Genomic DNA, 24,891 nt, shown 5'->3' with positions numbered 1-24,891 from the left:
GTGCCCCCGCATCGCAACCCCGATAGTCCTGCTAGCCCATAGAAGCCGGGCGTGAGAGCGTGCCGCCGGACACCGCGGCTCTGACGCCCGTGGTGTTCTGGCACGACGTCGGCAATCCACGCGCCACGCGCACGGCCAAATATGCAAAAGCCTGCGCTTCCAGCATATCGCCATCCAGCCCCACGTCTTCGACTGGAATCACCGCGCAATCCAAGCTGGCAGCGAGCATCGCCATCAAGGTCGGATTGCGCCGTCCGCCGCCCGTCACAAGAACGCGCTTCGGCGGCGCTGGGCAATGACTGATGCTATGCGCCACGCTCATCGCTGCGGCAGCGGTCAAAGTTGCCGCGGCATCCGCGTCAGACAAATCCACGACCTTTGCTGTCAAATCAGCAAAGTCGTCGCGATCGAGTGATTTTGGCGGTATTTTGTAAAAATATGGGTGGTTAAGAAACTGTTCGATGATGCTTTCGTCAACCACGCCGCTTTGCGCCAATTTGCCGTCTACATCACAGGTTTCGCCGCGTCGTGTTTGCATCAAATCATTCAGCGGGGCATTCGCCGGACCGGTATCGAAGGCTAACAAAGCCCCATCCGCATGTGGTTCGTTCACTGCGGGATCAATCCAAGTCAAGTTCCCCACGCCGCCGAGGTTCAGGAACACGAGCGGTTCGGTCGCTTTGATGTACTGGGCGAGTGCGAAATGAAAGAACGGGGCCAATGGTGCCCCTTCACCGCCAAGTCGCACATCCGCGCTTCGGAAATCCCACACGACTGGTTTGTTCAAGACCTCAGCCAGTACCGCACCATCTCCGCATTGATGCGTGCCGCGCCCGTGTGGATCATGGGCCAGTGTCTGACCATGAAATCCGACCAGCTCTGCATCCTGAAAGTCGTGCAGCACTTGCGCATGCGTCGTCTCGATCAGTTCCGCCACGGCGTCGACGTCATCGTCTTGCCACTTCCCTAACGCCGCTTTGAGCACGGACCGCTCAGCATCAGTGTACGCCCGATAAGCAACAGGTCCGAATTCACTAATCGTTACCCCGTCGGTGACGATTTCCGCCGCATCCACCCCATCAAGTGATGTCCCAGACATCGCCCCAACCGACCTGATCGGCCCTGACTTCAACATGTGCTTTCCCTACCCGAACTTGCGCCTTATAGACTGCACTGCACACGAGATGGGAACAAGATATGACCTACCACCCCAAGTCCGAATTTATCGCAATCATGATGGAACGCGGCTTTTTGGCCGATTGTACCGATTATCAAGGTTTGGATGATGCGTTCTCGAAGGGGGTCGTTCCTGCTTATATCGGCTATGATGCAACGGCAAAGTCGCTGCATGTCGGCCATTTGATGAACATCATGGTGCTGCGTTGGCTGCAAAAATGCGGTCACAAGCCGATCACATTGATGGGCGGCGGCACAACAAAGGTCGGCGATCCATCGTTCCGGTCTGATGAGCGGCCGTTGCTGGATGACGCGGCGATCCAGTCGAACATCGACGGTATGCAGCAGGTATTTGCGAAATACCTCGACTACGGCGACGCGGACACCGACGCGATGATGCTGAACAACGCCGAATGGTTGGACGGGTTGAACTACCTGTCGTTCCTGCGCGACATCGGCCGTCATTTCAGCGTGAACCGGATGCTGTCGTTTGAAAGCGTGAAGTCGCGTTTGGACCGCGAACAAAGCCTATCATTCCTCGAATTCAACTACATGATTTTGCAGGCCTATGATTTCCTCGAACTGAACCGCCGTTACGGCTGTCTGTTGCAGATGGGCGGGTCTGACCAATGGGGCAACATCGTTAACGGGATCGACCTGACGCGTCGGGTCTTGGATCACGAGATTTACGGGCTGACCACGCCTCTGCTCACGACCTCTGACGGCCGCAAAATGGGGAAATCCCAAGGTGGCGCGATCTGGCTGAACGACGAAATGCTCAGCTCTTACGAGTTCTGGCAATTCTGGCGCAACACGACGGATGCGGACACGGGCAAGTTCCTGAAAATTTTCACTGAACTGCCAGTTGAGGAATGCGACCGCCTGGGCGCGCTGGAAGGGTCAGACATAAACGCGGCGAAGATCATTCTCGCCAATGAGGTCACGACCTTGCTGCACGGTGCGGATGCGGCGAAAGCGGCGGAAGCCACGGCGCGTGAAGTCTTTGAAAAAGGCGGCGTTGGGGATGATCTGCCAACGCTGACGTTGTCAGCGGATGATCTGGGTGACGGCATGTCCATCGTGCAGGTGATCGTCAAGGCGGGTCTGGCCGATTCCGGCAAAGCCGCTAAACGTTTGATCGGCGAAAACGGCGCGAAACTGAACGATGAGCCTTTGACCAACGCCGGCCTGATGATTGACGCAGCTGCGCTTGCCAGCCCAATCAAGCTCAGCGCGGGGAAAAAGCGCCACGCTCTGGTCCAATTGGGCTAAGTCAGCAGGTCGATAGGTCGATTACGCTGACGACAATGACGAATGGTAATGAAATGGCCGTCGCAACCAATGCGGCGGCCAATTTTGTGGGGCGTGGTCCATGGACGACGACGCCTGCAACACGGTAACGTTTCAGGCGGATGTCTTGAGATGATTTCATGGACAATCTTTACCAGTATTTAGGTTTCCATCTATTTAACTCGCGCACATGAAGATTGATCAATCGACGTTTCAGACGCCGCATCACCAGCCCTTGCAACAGCACCCTCATTTCGCAGCTGCGCTGTCCGGAATGGGCCAACCGATGACGTCCTACTTCCTGCCCGAAGATGGATCCGCGCAGGTGTTTTCACGTCAGCTTTGGCCGCTTCGCAAACCATTCAAGATGATGTCGCGCGGGCCGTTCTGGCCCACTCCACCGTCCGAAAAAGCACAATTCGACGCCGTCTGCATGCTGCGCGATGAAAATGTGCGGATGATAAACGCCGAAGATGTGGCACCTGCCATTCTGACGGCTGCCGGATACCGTCAGATCATGACGCCGGCCAGTGTGGCAGTCATGGATTTGCGGCACGGACCAGATGTCAGGCGCGCGCTCATGTCGATCAAATGGCGCAATGCACTGCGCAAAGCTGAATCCGCCGATCTGCGTATCTCAACACGCAGCTATCAAAACACGACCGACAAATGGCTGCTTGACGAAGATGAAAAACAACAGGCAGCGCGCGGGTATCGCGCGTTGCCTGCCGCTGTTACGCAGGCCTATTCCGTGATGAACAAAGGTCAGGCCATTATCGTCACCGCGTCACGCGTCGCCGTTCCGATTGCTGCAATGATCTTCTTACGCCACGGGTCAGCCGCGACATATCACATTGGCTGGACGTCGGATGAAGGGCGGGATTGCAATGCGCATAACCTGTGTTTGGCAACCGCAATGGACAGCTTGCAGGACCTTGGAACCGACGTGCTGGACCTTGGATCAATTGACACGGTGATGTCGCCCGGGATCGCGCGGTTCAAACTCGGTGCGGGGGCGCATGTCAAAACGCTTGGCGGTACGTGGCTTCATTTAGGGTGCTTTCGAAATTCAGCATCGTATTGAGGTGACTTGCAAAACATGTCGCGCCTGATCATGGTTTGGTTCGATACCAATCCAGACAATAAGGCCGCACCATGCCATCATATCGCGTCTACGACGTCTTCACTGACACAGCTTTTGGCGGCAACCCATTGGCGGTCTTCCCCGACGCAAAAGACATCCCCGAAGCGACGTTGCAGAAAATCGCCCGCGAATTCAATTTTTCGGAGACGACATTCGTCTTTCCACCAGATGATCCCGCCCATACCGCAAAAGTCCGCATTTTCACGCCAATGCGCGAAATCATCTTTGCAGGGCATCCAACGATAGGAACGGCCATTGCGCTTTCTGATCTCGGCCATGACGGACCCATGGTTCTGGAACTGGGCGTCGGTCCGATCCCTTGCACTGTCACCAAAGACGGCGCGAGCTTCACGACAAGCGCACCGCTCGATATTTTCGCGCATCCGTCGCTGGATTTGGTTGCTGCCGCAATCGACATCTCGCCGGACCTAATTCAGACTGAGACGCACGTGCCTACGCAGGCCAGCTTGGGTCTAGAATTCGTGTTTGTGGAACTCAAATCACGCGCAGACCTTTCCGCCTGTACCCCAGTGACCGACGGGTTCAAAGCAGGTGCTGCGGTCCATCCCGCTGGATTGGATTTCGCAATTTTCGCCTATGTCCGCAATGGCAACCGTCTGGACGCACGCATGTTTGCCCCGCTTGATAACATGCCGGAAGATCCTGCGACCGGCAGCGCCTGTGCCACCATCGCGGCCCTACTAAGCGAACTTGCTGGCGAACCACTTTCGTTCGACATCCACCAAGGCGACGACATGGGACGCCCGTCGCGGATCAAAGCAACGGCCCTGCCCGGCAAACCCTATCCAATCAAGATTGCCGGAAATGCTGTTCTGACGATGGAGGGGCAATTTGTCGGTTAATCCAACGCCGGTCACGGCGCTCGATATATTCGCAGATGGCACGTCGCAACCAGTGACGGACCCGACCGCGTCGCCGGTCGACGGTGCTGCGTTTCGCTGGCTGCATTTTGATTTGCATACGCCCGAGTTGGACCAGTGGTGCCGCGAATATCTCCCGCCGCTCGCCTTTCGCACGCTTCTGGCGCCCCGCACGAGACCACGCGTTGATATCCATGACGACGGTATCTTGCTGACCTTGCGCGGGATTAACCTGAACGATGGTCAAGAAGTCGAAGACATGGTGTCACTGCGCCTTTGGGCCACGCAGAACCTTGTCGTGACGGTCAGAAAACAACGTATTTTTGCGCTTGATGACATCAAAAATCAAATCACAACGGGCGATGCCCCAGACACGCCTGCCCGCTTGATCGCGCGGATCACAGAACGACTTGTTGATCGGATCGAGACCGTGTCGCTCGACCTCGAAGACCGTGCTGAAGACATGGAAAACGCGGTCTATGACAGGCAGGCACCACCACCGTCCGAACTTGCCCCCTTGCGTCGATCAGTCATCACCTTGCGTCGCCATGTAGGGCCGTTGTCCGAAGCGTTGGTTGACCTTGCCAAGATCGAAACACCACTCATTTCCAAGGCCTTTCGTAATAGGTTCCGACATACGGCCAACCGCGCAAAAAGATCCGTCGATGAAGTCCACGAAGTTGGGGATCGACTGACCGCGCTAGCCGATCATGTGGAACTGCAACAGGACGGTCGTTTGGCGCGCAATAGCTATGTCTTGTCCGTGATTGCCGCAATTTTCCTGCCGCTCGGGTTTTTGACAGGTCTGTTTGGCGTCAATGTCGGCGGGATGCCGGGCATGAACAACCCCGACGCCTTTTTGATCCTTTGTGGTGCTATGGTCGCAATTGGCGTGATTTTGTATATCGTTTTGCGGTGGATCAAGTGGTTCTAAGACTAGCCAGATCAGCCGACACAGTCTAAAGGGGCGGCACCAACGGAAAGGGCCAGTGATGAGCAGCGGAATATTGCAAAAATGCGAAGCCAAAGGCCTGCGCATGACTGAACAACGCCGGACCATCGCGACAGTTCTCGAAGCCGCAGATGATCATCCTGATGTTGAAGAACTGTACAACCGCGCTGTTCTGGCCGATCCGAATATATCGTTGGCCACCGTATACCGCACGGTCAAACTGCTTGAGGAATCCGGTATTCTTGAAAAGCATGAATTCGGTGACGGACGTGCGCGGTATGAAACTGCCGACCGCGAACACCATGATCATTTGATCGACATGCATTCAGGCGAAGTGTTCGAATTTGTCGACCCCGACATCGAAGCCTTACAGGAAAAAATTGCTGCAAAGCTCGGGTATCGCCTGATGGGTCACCGTCTGGAACTTTATGGTGTGCCTGTCAAAAAACCGTAATCAATACCGTGGCCACTGGCGCTGCCGCGACTTTACTCGCCAGTGCAGTCACCGACGCCCACCCCATCACAAATAAGCAAAATCGCATTTCAAATCCCCAGATGATGCTCAAATTTATACTCCTAGAATTGGATGAAGACAGGCATTCATCAAGGCAGGGAATCCAGACCCTTTTGTTTCGGCCTCCGGCCATGTAACGCGGGGTCAGGACAACCTTGAGGATCACCCACATGGACAATTTTCGTGGTGCAATGCTGATGGTCTTGGCCATGTTCGGCTTCGCCGTCGAAGACATGTTGATCAAACAGATGGCAGCGGGCCTTGCCGTTGGTCAGGTGATCACGGTCTTGGGCATTGGAGGTGCGATCATCTTTGCATTTATCGCTAAATCCTACGGTGACAGACTGTGGTCCCCCGATATGTTGAACCCCACTTTGATGCTGCGCAACGGGTTCGAAATGTTCGGCACCCTTGGTTTTGTTGCCGCCATTGCGCTCACCCCTATTTCAACAGCATCCGCGATCCTACAAGCCACGCCTTTGGTTGTGACGCTTGGGGCCGCTTTGTTTCTTGGTGAAGCCGTTGGATGGCGTCGGTGGCTTGCCATCGGCATTGGCCTGTTTGGCGTCTTATTGATTATCCGTCCGGGCATGGATGCGTTTGACCCAAAATCGTTGCTGGCCGTGATGGGCGTGATCGGCCTTGCCGGACGTGATCTTGCGACACGCCGGATCAAGGCGACGATTTCATCACGTGTCATCGCCTTTTATGCTTTTGTCGTGTCCATCTTTACGGGACTGTTGTTGCTCGCGTTTGGCGTCACCGGATCAAGCTGGTCGATGCCCGGAACAGTCGACACCTTCCGCCTGATCGCGGCTGTCTTTATTGGTGTAGCAGCTTACTACGCCATCGTGGCCGCAACCCGTATCGGCGAAATGTCGATCATCGCCCCGTTCCGGTATTCACGCCTTGTCTTTGCGCTAGTCATTGGTGTTTTCGCATTCCAAGAAAGCCCTGACAGCCTGACCCTGCTGGGTGCATTCATCATCGTCGCATCCGGCATTTACACCCTGTGGCGCGAGGCGAAACTCCGCCACGCTTCACCTTCTGACCCAACCGCGCTATAGAGCCGCTAACGCTAACACAGCCGACCTTAGGAGCCTCCCATGAGCACCATTATCGACATCCACGCCCGCGAAATTCTTGACAGCCGGGGCAACCCAACTGTCGAAGTCGACGTGACACTTGAAGACGGCACAATGGGCCGCGCTGCTGTGCCATCAGGCGCATCCACGGGTGCGCACGAAGCCGTTGAAAAACGCGATGGCGACAAAGGTCGTTACATGGGCAAAGGCGTGCTAGAAGCCGTCGCCGCCGTCAACGGTGAAATCGCCGAAGCCATCCTTGGCTTTGACGCGACTGAACAGGTCGGCATCGACATGGCGATGATCGAACTCGACGGGACACCAAACAAAGCCCGCCTCGGTGCAAACGCAATCCTTGGTGTATCCATGGCCGTTGCCAAAGCCGCTGCTGACTACACAGAACAACCCTTGTTCCGTTACATCGGCGGCACATCCGCGCGCACCCTGCCCGTTCCAATGATGAACATCATCAACGGTGGCGAACACGCGGACAACCCGATCGACATCCAAGAATTCATGATCATGCCGGTCTCTGCGACCAACATCAAAGAAGCTGTGCGCATGGGTTCCGAAATCTTCCATACACTGAAGAAAGAACTGACAGCGGCTGGACACAACACAGGTATCGGCGACGAAGGCGGGTTTGCGCCAAACATCGGATCAACCCGTGAAGCGCTTGATTTCATTATGACATCAATCGAAAAAGCAGGCTACAAAGCAGGCGAAGACGTCTACCTCGCACTCGATTGCGCAGCGACAGAATACTTCAAAGACGGCAAATATGAACTGAAGGGCGAAGGCAAATCCCTGACGTCTGAAGAAAACGCCGAATACCTCGCGCAATTGGTCAATGACTACCCGATCATCTCGATCGAGGACGGCATGGACGAAGACGATTGGGACGGCTGGAAAGCCCTGACCGACAAAATCGGCGACAAAGTGCAACTTGTTGGCGACGATCTGTTCGTGACAAACCCTGCACGTTTGGCTGACGGTATTGCGAAGGGGTCTGCGAACTCCATGCTGGTAAAAGTCAACCAAATCGGGACATTGACCGAGACTCTTCAAGCTGTGGATATGGCGCACCGCGCACAATTCACCAACGTGATGTCGCACCGCTCCGGCGAAACAGAAGACGCAACAATCGCCGATCTGGCTGTTGCGACAAACTGTGGGCAAATCAAAACCGGTTCCCTGTCCCGTTCAGATCGTCTGGCAAAATACAACCAGCTGATCCGCATCGAGGAAATGCTGGGCGAAACTGCGGTTTACGCAGGCCGTTCTATCCTAAAAGGCTGATATGACCGCCGACGCGATCATCCAAAAACTCAACCTCGCCCCCCATCCGGAGGGCGGGTTTTACCGCCAGACGTGGATTGCCGACAATGATGGCCGTCCTGTTGGCACTGCGATCTATTTCCTATTGAAAGACGGCGGCTCCAGCCATTGGCACACTGTGGATGCCAGTGAAATCTGGTTCTACCATGCAGGCGCACCGCTGATCCTGTCAATCTCCGCAACCGACGCAGGCCCCGCCCGTGATATCCGTCTTGGCCCTGATGTTCTGAACGGTGACCAGCCGCAAGGCATCGTTCCGAAAGGCCATTGGCAAGCCGCCCGCACCACGGGCGACTACACGTTGGTCAGTTGCACCGTGTCACCGGGTTTCAGCTTCGACGGTTTTCACCTCGCCGCGCCGGACTTTGACATCCCGCGCGGTTAGCCTCTTCTTTTGGTCTCAAATATCTCGGGGTCTGGGGCAACGCCCCAAGACGCCAATTACCGATCCCCGAACATATCGCCTAAGCCACCAAGGATGGACCCTTCACCTTTGCTTCCGCCCGGCCCTGCAGCGCGCATGATCCGATCAGCCAATCGCGAGAACGGCAAGCTTTGGAGATAAACCGTTCCGGGACCGCGTAACGTGGCAAGGAAAATCCCTTCTCCACCAAAGACCATCGACTTCAGGTTTCCCGCGCGTTCGATGTCGTAATCCACACCACCCGTCATCGCAGCAAGACAGCCCGTATCCACGCGCATCACCTCGCCGGGTTTTAGGTCCCGTTTAATGACCGTGCCGCCAACATGAATGAACGCCATGCCATCACCATTGAGCCGTTGAAGAATGAAGCCTTCACCACCAAAAAAACCTGCGCCAAGCTTTTTCTGAAACGCAATATCTGTAGATGTCCCAAAAGCTGCGCACAGAAATGCATCCTTTTGACAGATCAGTTCCCCCCCCAATTCGGCCATGTTCACAGGGATGATCTTGCCCGGATAAGGTGCTGCAAACGCGACCCGCTTTTTGCCCTGCCCGTTGTTTGTGAAATGGGTCATGAAGATCGATTCACCGGTCAGCACGCGTTTGCCAACGTTCAACAGTGAATCCATGATGCCGCCGGATGGCCGCGATCCGTCGCCCATGCGGGTTTCAAAACCGATTCCGTCTTCCATGTAATTCATCGCGCCAGCTTCGGCGATGACGACCTCTTGCGGGTCAAGTTCGACCTCCACAATCTGCATATCGTCGCCGAAAACTTCATAATCTACTTCATGGCACCGCATCTTAAATCTCCTGAATAAAACTACCGCCAGACTATGCCGCGACATGCGATGACGACAACATCCGGTTTTCCCGACCTTCCGTTTTATCTTTTCAGAATCCGGCGGTGTTTCGCGGTTTCAGCCTGCAGGGCACCAAACGTCGTCAAACCACGCCCTTCTAAAATCTTGAGCATTGCAAGAAACGCGCGTCCCGTCGCCACGGCGTCACCCATTGCCGTGTGACGCAAATCAGCGGCGATCGTGATATCCAGACGGTCACAAATTGCATCCAGCGTATGGATCGCTGCCCCGCCAAAAGTGACCGCTGAGAGAAGCACGGTATCAAGGACTGGATTATCGAATGTGATATCCCCGTCCTCCGCACCGCGGTCCAGAAACGCTATATCAAACGGGGCGTTATGCGCGACAAGAACAGCACCCTGCGAAAAGCGATGAAAGGCGTCACACACCTGTGCAAAATCTGGTGCATCCGAAACCATCGCATCTGTAATGCCATGCACGTCCGTAGATCGCGACGGGATCAAACGCCCCGGATTAACCAAGGTTTCCAAGACTTCACCGTCGACAATCTTCGCATTTACAATGCGCACGGCACCAAGCTGAACGACGTCGTCCTTTTGCGGATCGAGGCCTGTCGTTTCGGTATCAAACACGACATAAACGAGGTCAGACAGTGGTGTACTATCCAGATGTGTCGACTTTTTCGAACGCAGAAGATCAAAGTCATACGTCATCGGCCGCGCTGGTGCCAAGGCGTGCGGTTCTAACATCAAGGTGTAACCTCGGCCTTCTCCAAACATGCGGATGTAGCCGTGATAGGTTTCACCGCAATGTCCTTTAACCGCGATTTCGCTGCGGTCATTGGGACTGGTTTGTAGCTGAGCCAAGGCATCCTTGATCTGATCCGCACCAAGGTATTCAAACACCGACGTCTTCAGTTTCGCGGCTCCCACACGTTCCATTAAGTTGGCCGCTTGGCCGTCATACAGAACGATCTGATGGTCGGCACTGATCAGCAGCGTGGCAATCGGAATGTCTGACAGGATCGTCACGAGCTGGTCGCGCTGCGCCCTTAGCAAAGCCACTTCCGACTGCGCTGTCATTGCCCCGCCGTTCAACGCTTCATCCAACGCGGTTTGGGCAGCCACAACCGCTGGCCCAAGATCGCCCAGATACTGCGCGGCCCCACTGTCGAACGTCGCATTACCTCGGGTATGTGTCTTGACACGCAGACTTGCCGCGATTGTCTCAATCGGTTTGCTGACGTGATCGTCAAATAACAGCCAAACGCCTGCGGACAGCCCTAGAATGCCAAACGCGGCGACCATTCCACTCGTAACAAAACCTGAAATGGTGTCGCCATCTTCAACTTGCCGCCACCCCAACCAGAGCCCAACCGCAACCACGCAGATGGCAGCAAATGCGTAGCCGCAGAACATCAAGAACACCCTGATCCGTAAACTCAAATGTGTCATGTTATGCGGATGCACAGGCCGCCAGTAAAACGGGCGCATCTGTTGCCATAGGTCGCCAATCTGCGTCGGCAACAGCGCCATCATCGTCGAATTCTACACCGTCAACCAGATCTGCTCGATTGCCTGCCGCGCAGTCAAACAGGACGGGAATTTTCGCCGTCCGGGTCCAGCGGCCATAAAACACCAGATCAACGATTCGCTGTTTCGGATGTGCGGGATGCGTTTTTGCGCCCGCTTGATCCACTGCAACAAAGCGGCTGACAAATGGTTTTGCGTAGGTCCAAGGACGATAGAACTGTTTGTCTTCAACGGTCTCAGCCACGATAAAACCAGCGGGCAGACTCGCTTGAGTCCGTGCGAACCAGCCGTATTCGCTGGTGATCGTCGCCAACAGCATAGCCCCGCCAGCCGCAACCGGCATCAGCCACGATGGCAAACGTCCCTTCAATGCGCGATTGATCGCCCAGACCAACAGGGCCGCAGCAACACCCGCCAAGATCGTACCGATCAGTTCAAAAAACATAGCGTCCTCCTATTGCGTCAAGCCAGCGTGCCGCGGCCTTGCATGAGCGCAGATTGCATCGTTTTGATCACCACAAACGCATCCCGCAAGTGACTGCGTTCAAACCCCGACAGGGTCGCAGGTAGTAAGAAATTGTCAGGCGCATTGCCCTGTTTGATCAGGCGTGCCTGATGGTCCAATCGTGTTTGGGCAATCAGATCGTAGGCATCAAGCAAATCATGCCCGCCGCTTTTACTAATGATACCACCTTCAAGCGCGGATTCGATCCGCGCGCGGGTATTGAGCGCCTTGAACTGTCCTTGCAACGCATACATCCGCCCCAGATCGACCACCGGAACGACCCCATTCAATTTCATATCAATGGTATCGCGATGTTCTCCTGCGCGGATTGTTGATAACCCGCGCAACAGCCCCAACGGCGTCCCATGTGTCAGTGCATTGCTGGCCATATGCGCCGTGAAAATTGAATTTTCTGCTGCATGCCGCTGTGTTTCAGCGTGTAATTCGTCAAACAGCGCGTCCTCACCGCCAATGACCCGCAAATCGAACATCACAGACGCCAGCATTTGCGCCTCTTTGCCCGGTGACGCGATCCAGCCTTGAAAGTATGACGCCCAAACCGAAACTGGCTGACACCAACGCGGGTTCGTCGCCATCATGTCACCCGGACAAAACACGTACCCACAGGCATTCAAACCATCGGAAACAAATCGCGCAAGTTGATCAAAATAAGCCGTGTCGTCCGTACCCAGCCCGTCTTCGTAAATCAGACAATTGTCTTGGTCTGACACGCCTGTTTGTTCTTGGCGTCCTTGTGATCCACAGGCAAGCCACACATAGCGTCCGGGTGCGACACCAAGGGCGTCTTCCCCCATACGGATCAACCGACGTGTCACCACATCTGCAATGTCGGTTATCATCCGTGTCAATGTGTCGTGGCGTTGGCCGCTTGCGACAAGCTGCACCAACAACTGCGGAATGCGCGCCGTTATGGCGGCAAGGTCAGGAACTGAAGTGGCACCCGCGACTTGCCCAACAAAACTGGCAGTGTGTAACGCTTGATAGCGAATCAAATCCGTCTGGGTCACGATCCCAACGAGACGCCCTTCTGAAACAACTGGCAAATGACCCAAGCGATGTTCCATCATCAAATGCAAGACGTCGGACCCGATTGCAGACCGTAACAAAACACGCGGCGTTTCTGTCATAATCGATGCGACTGACGACGTCCGGCTGATATCGTGCGCGACAACTTTGCCTACGACGTCCCGCAGGGTCACAATGCCTTTCAAAGCGTCACCCTCTACTATGCAAAGGGAAGAGATCTTGGCATCGCTCATCAAGCGCGCAGCATCTTGGATTATTGTGGCAGGCGAACAGCTGACGGGATTTTTCACCATCAAAGCATCAACACGCGCAGCCGCCAATGTGCCACTATGAACAGTCGCCGTTCCGGCGGCACGCCCGGTCCGCTGATAAAACCGCGCAAAGTCTGGTTCACGCCTTAGAAGATCATGAAAAACCTCAGACGGAATAACAAGCAGACGGCAATCAGTTTCGGCAACGGCCTGCGTGACTGCGGATCCATCCTGCAGCAAACCACGTTCACCGAAAGAATTCTCCCGACCAAGCAACGAAATCGGGGCATCATTAGCATCGGTGACAGTCACTTGACCATCAGCGATGATATACAGGCCAGTCAGGGTATCACCAATCGCGTATATGGGGCGTCCTGCTGGGACATCCACCCATTCGCTTTGATCTAAAATCTGTGTACGCTTGTCCGCCGACAGCACGTCGTAAGGGTGCAGATACGACAGAATAGATGTGTCAGTGTCGATCATCATGCGTTCCCTTGGTTAAGGTCAGGCTGGCACTTGATTAGGCGCCAGCCCAATTCGTTTAGTGGTCTACTGCACCGCCAGCACCTGCTGGAATACGCACGCTTTCGACCAAGTCTTTGATCTCTTGCGGCGTGTCTTTGGTTGCCATGGATACAGCGTATGCAACTGCAAAATTGATGATCGCACCAACCGCACCAATCGCGGTGGATTGGATACCGAACAATGATCCATCGACCGTATCAGGGAACGAATTTGTCCCTGCGATGAACAACCAACCTTTGTGCAAGAAAATATACACAAGCGTGAAGCCAAGACCGGCCAACATGCCAGACACAGCGCCCACGTTGTTCACACGCTTAGAGAAGATCCCCATCATCAACGCGGGGAAGATCGACGCCGCTGCCAGACCAAAGGCCAACGCAACTGTTTGCGCCGCAAAACCCGGTGGGTTCAGACCAAGGATCGTCGCCACCGCAATAGCCACAGCCATCGCAATACGTGCTGACATCAATTCTGCCTTCTCAGACATGTTTGGCGTTAACTGACCTTTGAGCAGATCGTGAGACACAGCAGACGAGATAGCCAACAGCAGACCCGCCGCTGTAGACAACGCAGCTGCAAGGCCACCTGCGGCCACAAGACCAATGACCCAACCCGGAAGGTTCGCAATTTCAGGGTTCGCCAGAACCAGAATATCGCGGTTGAACTTTGTCAGCTCGTTGCCTTCCCAACCGTTTGCCGCAGCCTTTTCAGCCATCGCATCAGATTGATCGTTGTAGTATTGGATTTGACCGTCGCCATTCTTGTCTTTCCAGTCCAAAAGACCAGTTTTCTGCCACGTTTCCATCCAGTCGTAACGCTCGTCTTCAGCGATCATTTGAACGGAGACAGCATCGCCGTCCGTGCCGTTTGGCCACATCAGGTTTGTGATGTTCAAACGCGCCATCGCACCTACAGCAGGCGCTGTGAGGTAGAGAAGTGCGATAAACACAAGCGCCCAACCAGCGGACCAACGGGCGTCAGACACTTTTGGCACCGTAAAGAAGCGCATGATTACGTGTGGCAAACCAGCTGTACCGATCATCAAGGACAGCGTGAACAAGACCATGTTCAGATTGTCTTTGTGGGCTTCGGTGTAGCTTGCAAAACCAAGGTCTGTGACGATCCGGTCAAGCTTTTGCAGCAGATAAACGCTGCTTTCGCCACCTGTTGAGACCTCAGAGAACAAACCAATCGCTGGAATTGGCGTGCCGGTCAGTTGCAACGAGATGAACACCGCAGGGATGGTGTAGGCGAGGATCAGCACGACGTATTGTGCCACTTGGGTGTAAGTTACACCTTTCATGCCGCCAAATACCGCGTATGCAAACACGATGCAGGCACCGATCAGCAAACCGGATGTGTTGGAAATTTCCAAGAACCGGCCAAAGGCCACGCCAACACCAGTCATCTGACCGATCACGTATGTGGTGGATGCAACGATCAGACAGATCACTGCGACCAAACGTGCTGTCGGCGAATAAAACCGGTCGCCGATAAATTCGGATACCGTGAATTTGCCGAACTTACGCAGGTAAGGTGCCAGCAGCAACGCCAACAGAACGTAACCACCGGTCCAGCCCATCAAGAAGGACGAATTGTCGTAGCCGGTAAAGGCAATCAAACCAGCCATCGAAATAAACGACGCCGCAGACATCCAGTCAGCCGCAGTCGCCATGCCGTTCGTGACGGGGTGAACGCCCCGACCAGCCGCATAAAATTCAGACGTAGACCCAGCACGGGCCCAAATCGCGATGCCGATGTAAAGCGCAAATGACGCGCCCACAAACAGCAGGTTCAGTGTAAACTGGTCCATGGGTTAATCCTCTTCCACGCCAAATTCACGGTCGAGCTTGTTCATGCGCCATGCGTAGAAAAAGATCAGACCAAGAAAGACGATGATCGACCCTTGCTGGGCAAACCAGAACCCAAGGTCGGTACCGCCGACTTCAATGCCGGACAGCATGGGGCGTAGCAAAATGCCAAACCCGAATGAGACAACAGCCCATATGATCAGGCTGACGATAATGATGCGCAGATTGGCAGACCAATATGCGCTTGGTTCCGGTCGTTCACTCATTGTGTTTCCTCCAATTGAGATGATTTTGAGCAAGCCGAAATGCCTTTGACGCCGCGGACGTCGATGACGATCGGTCGGATAATTTTGCGTAACGCGTCGGTAATTGCGTCGATCTCGCCCATGGCGTCCAACGTCTGCAAAGACCCTTCGGCCTCGTAAAACGCAATCAAAGGGGCGGTTTCGGCGTGATACGCCACAAGACGGTTGCGGACTGTATCCGCATTATCATCCGCACGGCGACGGAAGTCATGGCTGCCGCACTGGTCACATTGGCCTTCTGCCGCAGGCTGCTTGAAGGATTCGTGATAGCCCTCACCGCAACCACCACAAGTATAGCGACCGGAAATGCGGGTGATCATGGCCTCGTCTTCGACTTCTAGGCTGATCGCCGCATCCACTTGCGCGCCTTTTGCTTTCAAAAGGGCAGACAAAGCTTCGGCTTGCGGGATTGTGCGCGGAAATCCGTCAAGGATCACACCAGCAGAACAATCAGGATCGCCCAAGCGGTCACGCAAGATGTTCAGCACGATGTCATCGCTGACCAACCCCCCTGCTTCCATGACGGATTTGGCAGTTTTGCCAGCGTCCGTGCCGTTGGCGACAGCTTGGCGCAACAAATCGCCCGTCGATAATTGAACCAACCCGAACTTGTCTTCCAGACGTTTGGCTTGCGTCCCCTTGCCCGCACCCGGTGGTCCAAGAAGGATCAAGACCGGCATCTTACTGCGTTTAGGCTTTTCGCTATTCTCAGGCATCTTTCACCCCTTGTTCATTCTGTTTTCAATGAGATCGTCGACCACGGATGGGTCGGCCAACGTTGACGTGTCGCCCAAAGCGCCAAAGTCGTCTTCGGCGATTTTGCGTAGAATCCGGCGCATGATTTTACCTGACCGCGTCTTAGGAAGACCTGGCGCCCATTGGATCAAATCAGGTGCAGCAATGGGGCCAATTTCGGTGCGGACCCACGTGCGCAATTCCTTGCGCAGTTCCTCGGTTGGTTCTTCGCCATTCATCAAAGTGACGTAGCAATAGATGCCCTGCCCCTTAATTTCGTGCGGGTATCCGACAACAGCAGCTTCCGCCACTTTCCGGTGGGCGACCAAGGCGCTTTCAACTTCTGCGGTGCCCATCCGGTGGCCAGATACGTTGATCACATCGTCGACGCGGCCCGTGATCCAATAGTCGCCATCTTCATCGCGACGACAGCCATCACCCGTGAAGTAGTAGCCGTGGTAATCCGAGAAATACGTTTTCTCGAACCGATCGTGATCACGCCAAACGGTGCGCATCTGGCCGGGCCAGCTGCCCTTGAGGCATAATACGCCTTCGCACGCCGTGTCGTGAAATTCTTCGCCTGTTGTTGGCTCCAGCACCACAGGCTCGATCCCGAAGAAAGGCTTCATCGCAGAGCCGGGTTTTAGCGCATGGGCACCGGGCAATGGTGTTAGCAAATGACCACCGGTTTCGGTCTGCCACCACGTATCAACAATCGGCAGTTTGCCACCGCCAACAACGTCATTGTACCAGTTCCACGCTTCTGGATTGATCGGTTCACCAACTGTGCCAAGAACCTTCAGGCTGCTGAGATCACATTTTTCAACAAACTCTGGGCCCTTCGCCATCAGAGCGCGGATTGCGGTTGGCGCTGTGTAAAACTGGGCCACTTTATGCTTCTCAACGACCTGCCAAAACCGGCTGGCGTCCGGATAGGTTGGTACACCTTCGAACATTACAGTCGTGGCACCATTCGCCAGCGGACCATAGACGATATAGCTGTGACCCGTGACCCAACCCACATCAGCCGTACACCAGTAAACGTCGCCTTCGTGGTAATCGAAGACCAGTTCCTGCGTCATCGCGGCATAAACAAGATATCCGCCAGAGCTGTGCACCACACCTTTCGGCTGACCGGTGGAACCAGATGTGTATAGAATGAACAACGGATCTTCTGCGCTCACTTCAACTGGCTCGCACGTCGGTGCCGCAGCAGCGGCCAAGGCGCCGTAGTCCAAGTCGCGCCCATCAACCCAAGTCGTCTGACCACCCGTCCGTTTCACGACCAGACATTTCACCGTGTCTTTGCAGTGCAACAACGCCTCATCAGCGTTGGACTTCAGCGGCGTTTGACGTCCACCGCGTGGCGCGTAATCAGCCGTGATTACGACTTTGGCGTCCGATCCATTTACGCGAGCTGCCAAAGCATCGGGCGAAAAGCCTGCAAATACGATGGAATGAATCGCACCTAGACGGGCGCACGCCAGCATCGCGTAGGCGGCTTCTGGAATCATTGGCAGATAAATGACAACACGGTCGCCTTTACCCACACCTTGATCAGCTAGGACATTCGCCATGCGGCAAACGGACTCATGCAGCGCCTTGTAGGTAATGTGCTGGGCGTCTTCGGCAGGATCGTCCGGTTCAAAAATGATCGCTGTCTGATCACCACGTGTTGCAAGGTGGCGATCAATACAGTTGGCAGAGACGTTGAGCGTCGCATCGGCATACCAATTGATATGTACATTCCCGAGATTAAAATCGACGTCTTTCACGGTCGTGTAGGGCTTGATCCAGTCGATCCGTTTGCCCTGCTCGCCCCAAAATGCATCTGGATCAGCAAGCGACGCGGCATACATTTCGTCGTATTTTGCCTCGTTGATATGTGCACCTGCGATCATGTCCGCGCTTGGCGCATAGGTTCTGAGTTTCGCATCTACGGTCATCTGAAATTTCCTTTGATGGTGTCTAAGTATTGAAAACGCACAGCGGCCTAGGACAGGGTTTCCCCTATCCCGGCGATCCGTGCGGCAATGGCATCAAGTGTGGCAGGGTCATCAATTGTGGCCGGCAAGTTCCACGGCGTGCTGTCAGCGATGGAAACCATTGTGCCGCGTAGCACTTTGCCGGAACGAGTTTTCGGCAAGGCGTCGATGACGATGCAGCGTTTGAACGCTGCGACCGGTCCGATCTCTTGACGGACAAGGGCCACACATTCTTTTGCGATCTCTTCTTCGGACCGATCCGTGCCGTTGTTTAGACACACTAATCCCAGCGGGGCCTGTCCTTTCAGCGCATCACCGATCCCGATCACAGCGCACTCAGCGACATCGGGGTGATTGGACAGCACTTCTTCCATCGCGCCCGTCGATAAACGGTGCCCTGCGACGTTGATCACGTCATCCGTGCGGGCCATGATATAAAGGTAGCCGTCGTCGTCTTTGATCCCCGCATCTCCGGTTTCGTAGTAACCCGGAAAGGTTTGCAGATACGCGGACTTATAGCGGTCTTCCGCGTTCCAAAGCGTCGGCAATGCACCCGGCGGCAAAGGCAATTTGATGGCAATTGCGCCCAACTCTCCGGCCGCGACCGGATTGCCCCCTTCATCCAAAATATCGACCTGATAGCCTGGCATTGGCACAGCGGGCGATCCCGGCTTGATGGCCAGTTCTTCGATCCCAAGCGGATTTGCGGCGATGGCCCAACCCGTTTCGGTTTGCCACCAATGGTCAATAATCGGTTTTTGCAGATACTTTTGCGCCCAACCGATTGTGTCCGGATCAGCGCGTTCGCCAGCGAGGAATAGCGACTGCAAACCGCTTAGGTCATAATTGTGCAGATATTCCGCGTTCGGGTCTTCGCGCTTGATCGCACGTAAAGCAGTTGGTGCAGTGAACAGAACCTTAACGTCATGTTCTTCAATCACCCGCCAGAACGTACCTGCATCCGGTGTCCCGATAGGTTTGCCTTCGAAAACGACAGTCGTGCAACCGGCCAACAAAGGGCCATAGCAAATGTAACTGTGGCCCACGACCCAGCCAACGTCAGACGCGGCCCAAAAGACATCTCCCGCATCGACATTGTAGATGTTCTTCATCGTCCAGTTCAGGGCGACCATGTGCCCTGCGTTGTGGCGCACAACGCCCTTGGGCTGACCTGTCGTCCCAGAGGTATAAAGGATGTAAAGCGAATCAGCGCCCCCGACGGGAGTACAGGGCGCATGCGCTGCGATGGCCGCCTCGGCTGTCCAATCGAAATCAAACCCGCCGACCAATTCCGCCTCGGCCTGTGGACGCTGCAGGACCAAAGTGAAGTCCGGCTTGTGGTCAGCGCGTGCAATCGCACCATCCAAGAGCGGCTTGTAAGGAATAACCTTCTGACCTTCGATGCCACACGATGCCGCCAGAATTGCCTTGGGCGTTGCGTCATCAATTCGGACCGCCAATTCGTGTGCGGCAAACCCACCAAACACGACCGAATGCACGGCGCCGATCCGGGCGCATGCCAACATCGCGACCAAGGCTTCTGGGATCATCGGCATATAGATGACAACGCGATCACCTTTCTCGATACCTTTTGCCGCTAAGACACCTGCGATGCGGGACACGCGGTCCAATAGGTCGGCGTAAGTAATCTTGGTCTGGCTATCCGTCACAGGGCTGTCATGGATGATCGCGGTCTGATCACCACGGCCAGCAGCTACGTGCCGATCAACCGCGTTATAACACGTGTTGCAGACCGCGTCCGGAAACCACGTGGTCATCGGCGCATTGGCCGTATCCAAAATCACGTCCGGTGCTTTGATCCAGTTAATGTCGGTCGCTGCATTCGCCCAAAAAGCTTCAGGATCTGCCTGCCAGTTTGCATAAATGTCCGCGTAAGTCGCCATGGTGTATCCCCTCCCAAATTGGAAGCGTACGACCCCATGCTGCGATTGGCGTGACATGTCTGGCAACCTGCCAGTAGTCCCGCAAATGTAAGGATTTCAAACTGGTACCGAACCCTCCCAGGTTCCCAAATTGATGGTTTCCTCCACGGTCCGCGCAGACTTTAGAATCGACGTTCCGTAAGGTCAGGTGATTATGGTAAATCGGCTTTTTCCAAAGGGCTGAACGTGTTAAGATGCAACAAATAGCAACTTGAAGACTGCAAAATGCGAAAAAGTGTAAAGCCATGACCGCGTCCCGAAAAATCTTCGCCGGTGCCCGCATTCGCCTTTTGCGACAGGGACTGAATTTGACGCAGGCTGAATTTGCCCAGCAAATCGGAATTTCGACAAGCTATTTAAATCAAATAGAAAATAACCAGCGTGCCCTGTCAGGCTCTGTCATTCTCGCGCTTGTCGATACGTTCAACTTCGACCTATCGGAACTCGCATTGGATGGTGCGGGAAAGGTATCAGTCGATTTGCAAGAAGTCCTGACCGACCCGATTTTCAGTGACAACAAAGTGCTGACGCAGGAAATAAAAGTTGCAGCAACGAACGCCCCAAATGTGACGAAGGCGTTTCTGGACCTTTACCGGATGTTCCAGAAGTCGCGCGAACAGCTGGGCGAAGTCGATAATGCGCTCAAAGACCGAGAAGCTTCGCTGGCGCCCCTGCCCTATGAAGAGGTCCGCGACTATTTTCATTACAACGACAACTACATCGATAGCTTGGATCGCGCCGCCGAAAGTTTTGCGACCTCGCTGCCGCATTCCGATGCAGGCCGCCACACCGATATCGCCGATTACCTACGTCAAAAGCACGATGTTCGCGTTGTGCTGCGCAAAGACAAACCAAGCTCCGGGACGGTCCGCACCTATGATCCGGCGACCAAAACCATCTACCTCAATGCAGCGTCAACAATGGCCACGAATTTGTTTCAACTGGCTTACCAAGTGGGCCTGCTTGAACAAGGCAACCTGATCGAACAGCTTTTGGACGATGCCGGCTTCCACACCGATGTCGCCCGCGAAGTATGTCGGATGACCTTTGCCAACTACTTTGCTGGTGCGGTCGTGCTCCCCTATTCAGAATTCGCCCAAGCCGCCAAAGATCAACGGCACGACGTAGAAAAACTTGCCTTCCAATTTGACGCGAGTGTTGAACAGGTCTGCCATCGCCTCAGCATGCTGCAGCGCCCCGGTGAAAAAGGCATCCCGTTCTATTTTCTGCGGATCGATCAAGCGGGCAACATCACCAAGCGACACAGCGCCACAACGCTTCAATTCACGCGATTTGGCGGTGGCTGCCCGCTCTGGAACGTTCATCACGCATTTCAGTCCCCCGGCGAAATTCTGCGGCAACTGGCCGTGACACCTGACGGTGTGCAGTATCTATCGCTTGCCTTCGTGCAAACAAAACGCGTGGCGGGCTTCAAATCCCCAGTGCGTAAATACGCGATTGGATTGGGCTGCGAGATCAAACATGCGGGCCACGTGGTTTATGCGGACGACATGGGCACAACAGATGCGTCCAACTTTGACCCCATCGGGACAAGCTGCCGGATATGCGAAAGGACCGACTGTTTTCATAGGTCGGTCCCCCCAATTGGAAAAGACATTAAGGTCGATCACAACACGCGTGGCAGCGTGCCGTTCAAGATTGCTTAGCCCAGCAACGACGGCAACCAAAGCGACACGGCTGGCACATATGTGACCAAGATGAGCGCGGCCAGGATGGCGATGTAGAACGGCCAGATCGACTTGAGCGCTTGTTCAATCTTGATCTTACCCACGGCGCAACCCACGAACAGACAGGTTCCGACAGGTGGCGTACACAGGCCCAGACCAAGGTTCACCAACATCATGATACCGAACTGCGTTGGGTCCATGCCCAAGCCCTTGGCGATCGGCAAGAAAATCGGCGTACAGATCAAGATCAACGCGGCCATGTCCATGATCATGCCCAAGATCAGCAGGATGATGTTGATCATCAGCAAGATGACGATGGGGTTGTCCGAGATCGACACAAGCAAGTCGCTCAGCTTTGTTGGGACTTGGTACAGCGCCAACAGGTAGGCAAACGATGACGCAAAAGCGATCAGTATCATCACCATCGACGTGGTCCGTACAGCGCCGGTTACGGCTAGCACAAAGGCGTCCCAGCTCAGCGAACGGTAGTAGAACTTCGTCAGCAGCAAGGCATAGAGCGCACCAAACGCGCCGGATTCAGTCACTGTGAACACACCAGACAACGTACCACCAACGATGATCACAGCTGTGATGAAACCAGGAATTGCATCTGCGGCTGCGCGACCAACTTCCGCCCAACCCGGGAAAGGTTCTGCGGGGTACTTGTGTTTGACCGACAGGATGTAAGCGGCAACAGCTAGGCTGAGACACATCAAAACACCCGGAACAACGCCCGCGAGGAAGAGTTTGGAGATCGAAATACCGCCCCCAGCAGCCACCGCGAAAATAATCATGTTGTGGCTTGGCGGAATGACGATTCCGGCAATGGACGACGTGACCGTGACGTTCACGGCGAAATCAGGACGATAACCGCGTTCTTTCATCACGGGGATCAACAAAGACCCAAGCGCTGAAATATCCGCGACCGCCGATCCAGAAATCCCGCCAAACAGCATGGACGAGAAGATGTTCACCATAGCCAAACCACCTTTCAGGTGGCCGACCAAAGCCGCGGCAAGCTTGACCAATCGCTTGGCAATCCCACCGTGCAACATGATCTCGCCCGCAAAGACGAAGAATGGAATAGCGAGCAGCGAAAAGACCGACACACCGGCCGTCGCACGCTGGAAGGTGATCAGCATCGGGAAGCCTTCAAACCAAAAGGCCGAAGCTGCAGCAATCCCCATCGCAAAGGCGACAGGCATACCCACGACGACAAGAATGCCGAAGACCAGCAGAAGAATTAAGAGGCCCATAATTTAGATTTCCAGCTCTTCGACGACAGGTTGCCAGTCGGAAAATGTCAGTACGCGCAGCACACCACGTGCGCCCGCAAATAGAAGGATCAACGCACCGCAAGACGTAATCGCCAGCGTGCGGAAACTTTCGGGAATATCCAGCATCGGCAAAAGCGTATCCCAGCCGAACTGCATCAAGGTAACACCTGCGACCAGCATCACACCGCCAAAGATAGCGAGTGCGAAATCAATCGCAACAATCAGAACTTTTTGAACAACGCGCGGCATCAAATCACGAAACAGATTCACACCCAGGTGAAAATTTTCGCGGATACCGGCAGCGGCACCTAGGAATGCGATGTAGCAGATCAACAGCAACGCTAGCTGTTCAACCCAAGTTGGCGTGACGTTCAGAACATAGCGGCCAAAAACCAGCCAGCCGAATGTCGCAACGAGGATCACCAAAGCAATCGATGCGGCAAAGATACAAGCCGCGCGGATCGCTTCTAAGGCGGCCTCGAGCTTGACGAATTTGTGTGATTGGCTCGTCATTTCGGGCCCCCTGTTATCTTGTGTCAGGCTACCCAACGAAGGGCCGCAGTGACAAGAAGGCCCGCCACACAAGAGGCGGACCTTCAATCTTAAGTGGCTCGCTTATTCCGCGTTGCGGATCAGGTTCACCAGATCAGACAGATCGGGGTTATCAGCCAAGAACTGTTCGTAGACTGGCGCCATTGCTTCTTGGAATGGTGCTTTGTCAGCGATTGTGTTCACGGTTGTACCACCAGCCTGCACGATTTCCATGGATGCCGCTTCACGGGCCTGCCACAGTTCACGCTGCAACTCAGCAGATGCTTGACCAGCAGCTTTCAGGATTTCCTGCTGCTCTGGTGTCATCTTTTCCCAAGTCTTCAGGCTCATGCACAAGCATTCTGGAATGATCAGGTGCTCAGTCAAAGAATAGTACTGCGCCACTTCAAAGTGGTTTGTGGATTCGTATGATGGCGGGTTGTTTTCCGCACCGTCCACAACACCAGTTTTGATTGACTGGTACACTTCGCCAAATGCCATTGGTGTCGCGTTACCGGACATTGATTCAACCATACCCACGAACAGGTCGTTTGACATCACACGTACCTTCAGACCTTCAACGTCTGCTGGTGTGTTGATTGGACGGACAGAGTTGTAGAATGACCGTGCACCAGCGTCGTACCAACCAAGTGGGACGATACCTTTTTCGATCATGCCAGCGCCGATAGCTTCGCCAACTTCGCCGTCCATCAGTTCATACATCTTAGGGATGGATGGGAAGATGAATGGCAAAGAAACAACGTTCGTCTCAGGAATGGACTGACCCATCGGCCCAAGGCTGAATTCACCAAAGTCGATCACGCCAAGACGGATCTGTTCAATCGCATCAGGCTGGCTGCCCAAAACACCGTTGTGGTAAATCTGACCAGTCACTTCGCCGCCAGTCTTTTCAGCGACTTCAGCCATGAATGATTCCATAGCGATAGACACTGGGTAATCTTCGACGTGAATGTTCCAGCCGCGCAGTTCAGCAGCATTGGCAGCAGTACCAGCAACGGCGCCTGCGAGTGCAATTGAAGTCACAGTTGTCCGTAAATTAAAATGTAGCATAGTGCGATCCCTCCCGATCGTTTTATAGCGCGGCCTGACGACACTCCCATGTCC

The 24,891-nt window shown here is 54.7% G+C and carries 23 protein-coding genes; 9 read left to right on the top strand and 14 right to left on the bottom strand.

The annotated features are described in order from the left end of the window. Window positions 1–31 precede the first annotated feature (31 nt). The gene (locus tag MWU61_RS04470) at window positions 32–1,135 is read right to left on the bottom strand and encodes an anhydro-N-acetylmuramic acid kinase (protein WP_247127042.1); all 1,104 of its coding nucleotides are present in this window, start codon (window positions 1,133–1,135) and stop codon (window positions 32–34) included. Between the two features lie 62 nt (window positions 1,136–1,197). Between MWU61_RS04470 and tyrS the strand changes: the two genes are divergently transcribed. Next, the gene (tyrS, locus tag MWU61_RS04465) at window positions 1,198–2,448 is read left to right on the top strand and encodes a tyrosine--tRNA ligase (RefSeq protein ID WP_247127041.1); all 1,251 of its coding nucleotides are present in this window, start codon (window positions 1,198–1,200) and stop codon (window positions 2,446–2,448) included. A gap of 1 nt (window position 2,449) precedes the next feature. On the opposite strand, the gene MWU61_RS04460 is transcribed toward tyrS, so the two are convergent. Beyond that, window positions 2,450–2,608, bottom strand: coding sequence for a hypothetical protein (locus MWU61_RS04460; RefSeq protein WP_247127040.1), 159 nt, complete (start codon window positions 2,606–2,608; stop codon window positions 2,450–2,452). Between the two features lie 48 nt (window positions 2,609–2,656). Between MWU61_RS04460 and MWU61_RS04455 the strand changes: the two genes are divergently transcribed. From MWU61_RS04455 to MWU61_RS04425, 7 genes are all read left to right on the top strand, one after another. After that, the gene (locus MWU61_RS04455; protein WP_247127039.1) at window positions 2,657–3,550 is read left to right on the top strand and encodes a GNAT family N-acetyltransferase; all 894 of its coding nucleotides are present in this window, start codon (window positions 2,657–2,659) and stop codon (window positions 3,548–3,550) included. Window positions 3,551–3,621: 71 nt separating this feature from the next. Next, entirely contained in the window at window positions 3,622–4,473 is an 852-nt protein-coding gene (locus MWU61_RS04450; protein WP_247127038.1) for a PhzF family phenazine biosynthesis protein, read from the top strand. Next, complete coding sequence (locus MWU61_RS04445; RefSeq protein ID WP_247127037.1) at window positions 4,463–5,425, top strand: zinc transporter ZntB; 963 nt, start codon at window positions 4,463–4,465, stop codon at window positions 5,423–5,425. Before MWU61_RS04450 ends, MWU61_RS04445 begins: the two co-directional genes overlap by 11 nt. 58 nt (window positions 5,426–5,483) lie before the next feature. Then, window positions 5,484–5,897, top strand: a complete 414-nt coding sequence (locus MWU61_RS04440) for a Fur family transcriptional regulator (RefSeq protein ID WP_247127036.1) — start codon at window positions 5,484–5,486, stop codon at window positions 5,895–5,897. A 230-nt stretch (window positions 5,898–6,127) separates the two neighbouring features. Beyond that, window positions 6,128–7,024 (top strand): DMT family transporter, encoded by an 897-nt coding sequence (locus MWU61_RS04435; protein WP_247127035.1) that lies wholly within the window; start codon window positions 6,128–6,130, stop codon window positions 7,022–7,024. A gap of 39 nt (window positions 7,025–7,063) precedes the next feature. Then, a complete protein-coding gene (gene eno / locus MWU61_RS04430) occupies window positions 7,064–8,341 on the top strand; it encodes a phosphopyruvate hydratase (RefSeq protein ID WP_247127034.1) in 1,278 nt (425 codons plus the stop codon). Window position 8,342: 1 nt separating this feature from the next. Further along, window positions 8,343–8,765: a cupin domain-containing protein gene (locus tag MWU61_RS04425; protein ID WP_247127033.1), complete on the top strand. Its 423-nt coding sequence runs from the start codon at window positions 8,343–8,345 to the stop codon at window positions 8,763–8,765. 56 nt (window positions 8,766–8,821) lie between these two features. On the opposite strand, the gene MWU61_RS04420 is transcribed toward MWU61_RS04425, so the two are convergent. The 9 genes from MWU61_RS04420 to MWU61_RS04380 form a co-directional block, all read right to left on the bottom strand. Beyond that, a complete protein-coding gene (locus MWU61_RS04420; protein WP_247127032.1) occupies window positions 8,822–9,607 on the bottom strand; it encodes a TIGR00266 family protein in 786 nt (261 codons plus the stop codon). An 83-nt stretch (window positions 9,608–9,690) separates the two neighbouring features. Continuing rightward, complete coding sequence (locus MWU61_RS04415) at window positions 9,691–11,082, bottom strand: exonuclease domain-containing protein (protein WP_247127031.1); 1,392 nt, start codon at window positions 11,080–11,082, stop codon at window positions 9,691–9,693. Window position 11,083: 1 nt separating this feature from the next. Further along, complete coding sequence (locus MWU61_RS04410; RefSeq protein ID WP_247127030.1) at window positions 11,084–11,605, bottom strand: hypothetical protein; 522 nt, start codon at window positions 11,603–11,605, stop codon at window positions 11,084–11,086. A gap of 17 nt (window positions 11,606–11,622) precedes the next feature. Beyond that, window positions 11,623–13,449 carry a DUF294 nucleotidyltransferase-like domain-containing protein gene (locus tag MWU61_RS04405; RefSeq protein WP_247127029.1) on the bottom strand — a complete coding sequence of 609 codons (1,827 nt, stop codon included), beginning with the start codon at window positions 13,447–13,449 and terminating at the stop codon, window positions 11,623–11,625. A 58-nt stretch (window positions 13,450–13,507) separates the two neighbouring features. Beyond that, window positions 13,508–15,304, bottom strand: a complete 1,797-nt coding sequence (locus MWU61_RS04400; protein WP_247127028.1) for a sodium:solute symporter family protein — start codon at window positions 15,302–15,304, stop codon at window positions 13,508–13,510. Between the two features lie 3 nt (window positions 15,305–15,307). Next, the gene (locus MWU61_RS04395; RefSeq protein WP_247127027.1) at window positions 15,308–15,568 is read right to left on the bottom strand and encodes a DUF4212 domain-containing protein; all 261 of its coding nucleotides are present in this window, start codon (window positions 15,566–15,568) and stop codon (window positions 15,308–15,310) included. Beyond that, a complete protein-coding gene (locus MWU61_RS04390) occupies window positions 15,565–16,323 on the bottom strand; it encodes an adenylate kinase (RefSeq protein WP_247127026.1) in 759 nt (252 codons plus the stop codon). Before MWU61_RS04390 ends, MWU61_RS04395 begins: the two co-directional genes overlap by 4 nt. A 3-nt stretch (window positions 16,324–16,326) precedes the next feature. Next, the gene (gene acs, locus MWU61_RS04385; RefSeq protein ID WP_247127025.1) at window positions 16,327–18,288 is read right to left on the bottom strand and encodes an acetate--CoA ligase; all 1,962 of its coding nucleotides are present in this window, start codon (window positions 18,286–18,288) and stop codon (window positions 16,327–16,329) included. Between the two features lie 47 nt (window positions 18,289–18,335). Then, complete coding sequence (locus tag MWU61_RS04380) at window positions 18,336–20,231, bottom strand: propionyl-CoA synthetase (RefSeq protein WP_247127024.1); 1,896 nt, start codon at window positions 20,229–20,231, stop codon at window positions 18,336–18,338. Between the two features lie 284 nt (window positions 20,232–20,515). Here MWU61_RS04380 and MWU61_RS04375 point away from each other — a divergent pair, with 284 nt between their 5' ends. Further along, window positions 20,516–21,937, top strand: a complete 1,422-nt coding sequence (locus tag MWU61_RS04375; protein ID WP_247127023.1) for a helix-turn-helix transcriptional regulator — start codon at window positions 20,516–20,518, stop codon at window positions 21,935–21,937. Here the strand turns inward: MWU61_RS04375 and MWU61_RS04370 are convergent. The 3 genes from MWU61_RS04370 to MWU61_RS04360 form a co-directional block, all read right to left on the bottom strand. Further along, entirely contained in the window at window positions 21,934–23,214 is a 1,281-nt protein-coding gene (locus MWU61_RS04370) for a TRAP transporter large permease (protein WP_247127022.1), read from the bottom strand. The genes MWU61_RS04375 and MWU61_RS04370 overlap by 4 nt on opposite strands. 3 nt (window positions 23,215–23,217) lie before the next feature. Then, window positions 23,218–23,748: a TRAP transporter small permease gene (locus MWU61_RS04365; protein WP_247127021.1), complete on the bottom strand. Its 531-nt coding sequence runs from the start codon at window positions 23,746–23,748 to the stop codon at window positions 23,218–23,220. 102 nt (window positions 23,749–23,850) lie between these two features. After that, window positions 23,851–24,837, bottom strand: a complete 987-nt coding sequence (locus tag MWU61_RS04360) for a TRAP transporter substrate-binding protein (protein WP_247127020.1) — start codon at window positions 24,835–24,837, stop codon at window positions 23,851–23,853. Window positions 24,838–24,891: the final 54 nt, after the last annotated feature.

This window comes from Loktanella sp. F6476L (assembly GCF_023015725.1).
In the GTDB taxonomy this organism is placed as follows: domain Bacteria; phylum Pseudomonadota; class Alphaproteobacteria; order Rhodobacterales; family Rhodobacteraceae; genus Yoonia.
The sequence above is the reverse complement of the archived record's forward strand: the minus strand, read 5'-3'. Positions and strand labels throughout refer to the sequence as shown.

Bases quoted from the DNA above. Each gene is read 5' to 3' on its own strand.
- MWU61_RS04470 (WP_247127042.1), bottom strand. From the start codon at position 1,135: ATGTTGAAGTCAGGGCCGATCAGGTCGGTTGGGGCGATGTCTGGGACA.
- tyrS (WP_247127041.1), top strand. From the start codon at position 1,198: ATGACCTACCACCCCAAGTCCGAATTTATCGCAATCATGATGGAACGC.
- MWU61_RS04460 (WP_247127040.1), bottom strand. From the start codon at position 2,608: ATGAAATCATCTCAAGACATCCGCCTGAAACGTTACCGTGTTGCAGGC.
- MWU61_RS04455 (WP_247127039.1), top strand. From the start codon at position 2,657: ATGAAGATTGATCAATCGACGTTTCAGACGCCGCATCACCAGCCCTTG.
- MWU61_RS04450 (WP_247127038.1), top strand. From the start codon at position 3,622: ATGCCATCATATCGCGTCTACGACGTCTTCACTGACACAGCTTTTGGC.
- MWU61_RS04440 (WP_247127036.1), top strand. From the start codon at position 5,484: ATGAGCAGCGGAATATTGCAAAAATGCGAAGCCAAAGGCCTGCGCATG.
- MWU61_RS04435 (WP_247127035.1), top strand. From the start codon at position 6,128: ATGGACAATTTTCGTGGTGCAATGCTGATGGTCTTGGCCATGTTCGGC.
- eno (WP_247127034.1), top strand. From the start codon at position 7,064: ATGAGCACCATTATCGACATCCACGCCCGCGAAATTCTTGACAGCCGG.
- MWU61_RS04425 (WP_247127033.1), top strand. From the start codon at position 8,343: ATGACCGCCGACGCGATCATCCAAAAACTCAACCTCGCCCCCCATCCG.
- MWU61_RS04420 (WP_247127032.1), bottom strand. From the start codon at position 9,607: ATGCGGTGCCATGAAGTAGATTATGAAGTTTTCGGCGACGATATGCAG.
- MWU61_RS04415 (WP_247127031.1), bottom strand. From the start codon at position 11,082: ATGACACATTTGAGTTTACGGATCAGGGTGTTCTTGATGTTCTGCGGC.
- MWU61_RS04410 (WP_247127030.1), bottom strand. From the start codon at position 11,605: ATGTTTTTTGAACTGATCGGTACGATCTTGGCGGGTGTTGCTGCGGCC.
- MWU61_RS04405 (WP_247127029.1), bottom strand. From the start codon at position 13,449: ATGATCGACACTGACACATCTATTCTGTCGTATCTGCACCCTTACGAC.
- MWU61_RS04400 (WP_247127028.1), bottom strand. From the start codon at position 15,304: ATGGACCAGTTTACACTGAACCTGCTGTTTGTGGGCGCGTCATTTGCG.
- MWU61_RS04395 (WP_247127027.1), bottom strand. From the start codon at position 15,568: ATGAGTGAACGACCGGAACCAAGCGCATATTGGTCTGCCAATCTGCGC.
- MWU61_RS04390 (WP_247127026.1), bottom strand. From the start codon at position 16,323: ATGCCTGAGAATAGCGAAAAGCCTAAACGCAGTAAGATGCCGGTCTTG.
- acs (WP_247127025.1), bottom strand. From the start codon at position 18,288: ATGACCGTAGATGCGAAACTCAGAACCTATGCGCCAAGCGCGGACATG.
- MWU61_RS04380 (WP_247127024.1), bottom strand. From the start codon at position 20,231: ATGGCGACTTACGCGGACATTTATGCAAACTGGCAGGCAGATCCTGAA.
- MWU61_RS04375 (WP_247127023.1), top strand. From the start codon at position 20,516: ATGACCGCGTCCCGAAAAATCTTCGCCGGTGCCCGCATTCGCCTTTTG.
- MWU61_RS04370 (WP_247127022.1), bottom strand. From the start codon at position 23,214: ATGGGCCTCTTAATTCTTCTGCTGGTCTTCGGCATTCTTGTCGTCGTG.
- MWU61_RS04365 (WP_247127021.1), bottom strand. From the start codon at position 23,748: ATGACGAGCCAATCACACAAATTCGTCAAGCTCGAGGCCGCCTTAGAA.
- MWU61_RS04360 (WP_247127020.1), bottom strand. From the start codon at position 24,837: ATGCTACATTTTAATTTACGGACAACTGTGACTTCAATTGCACTCGCA.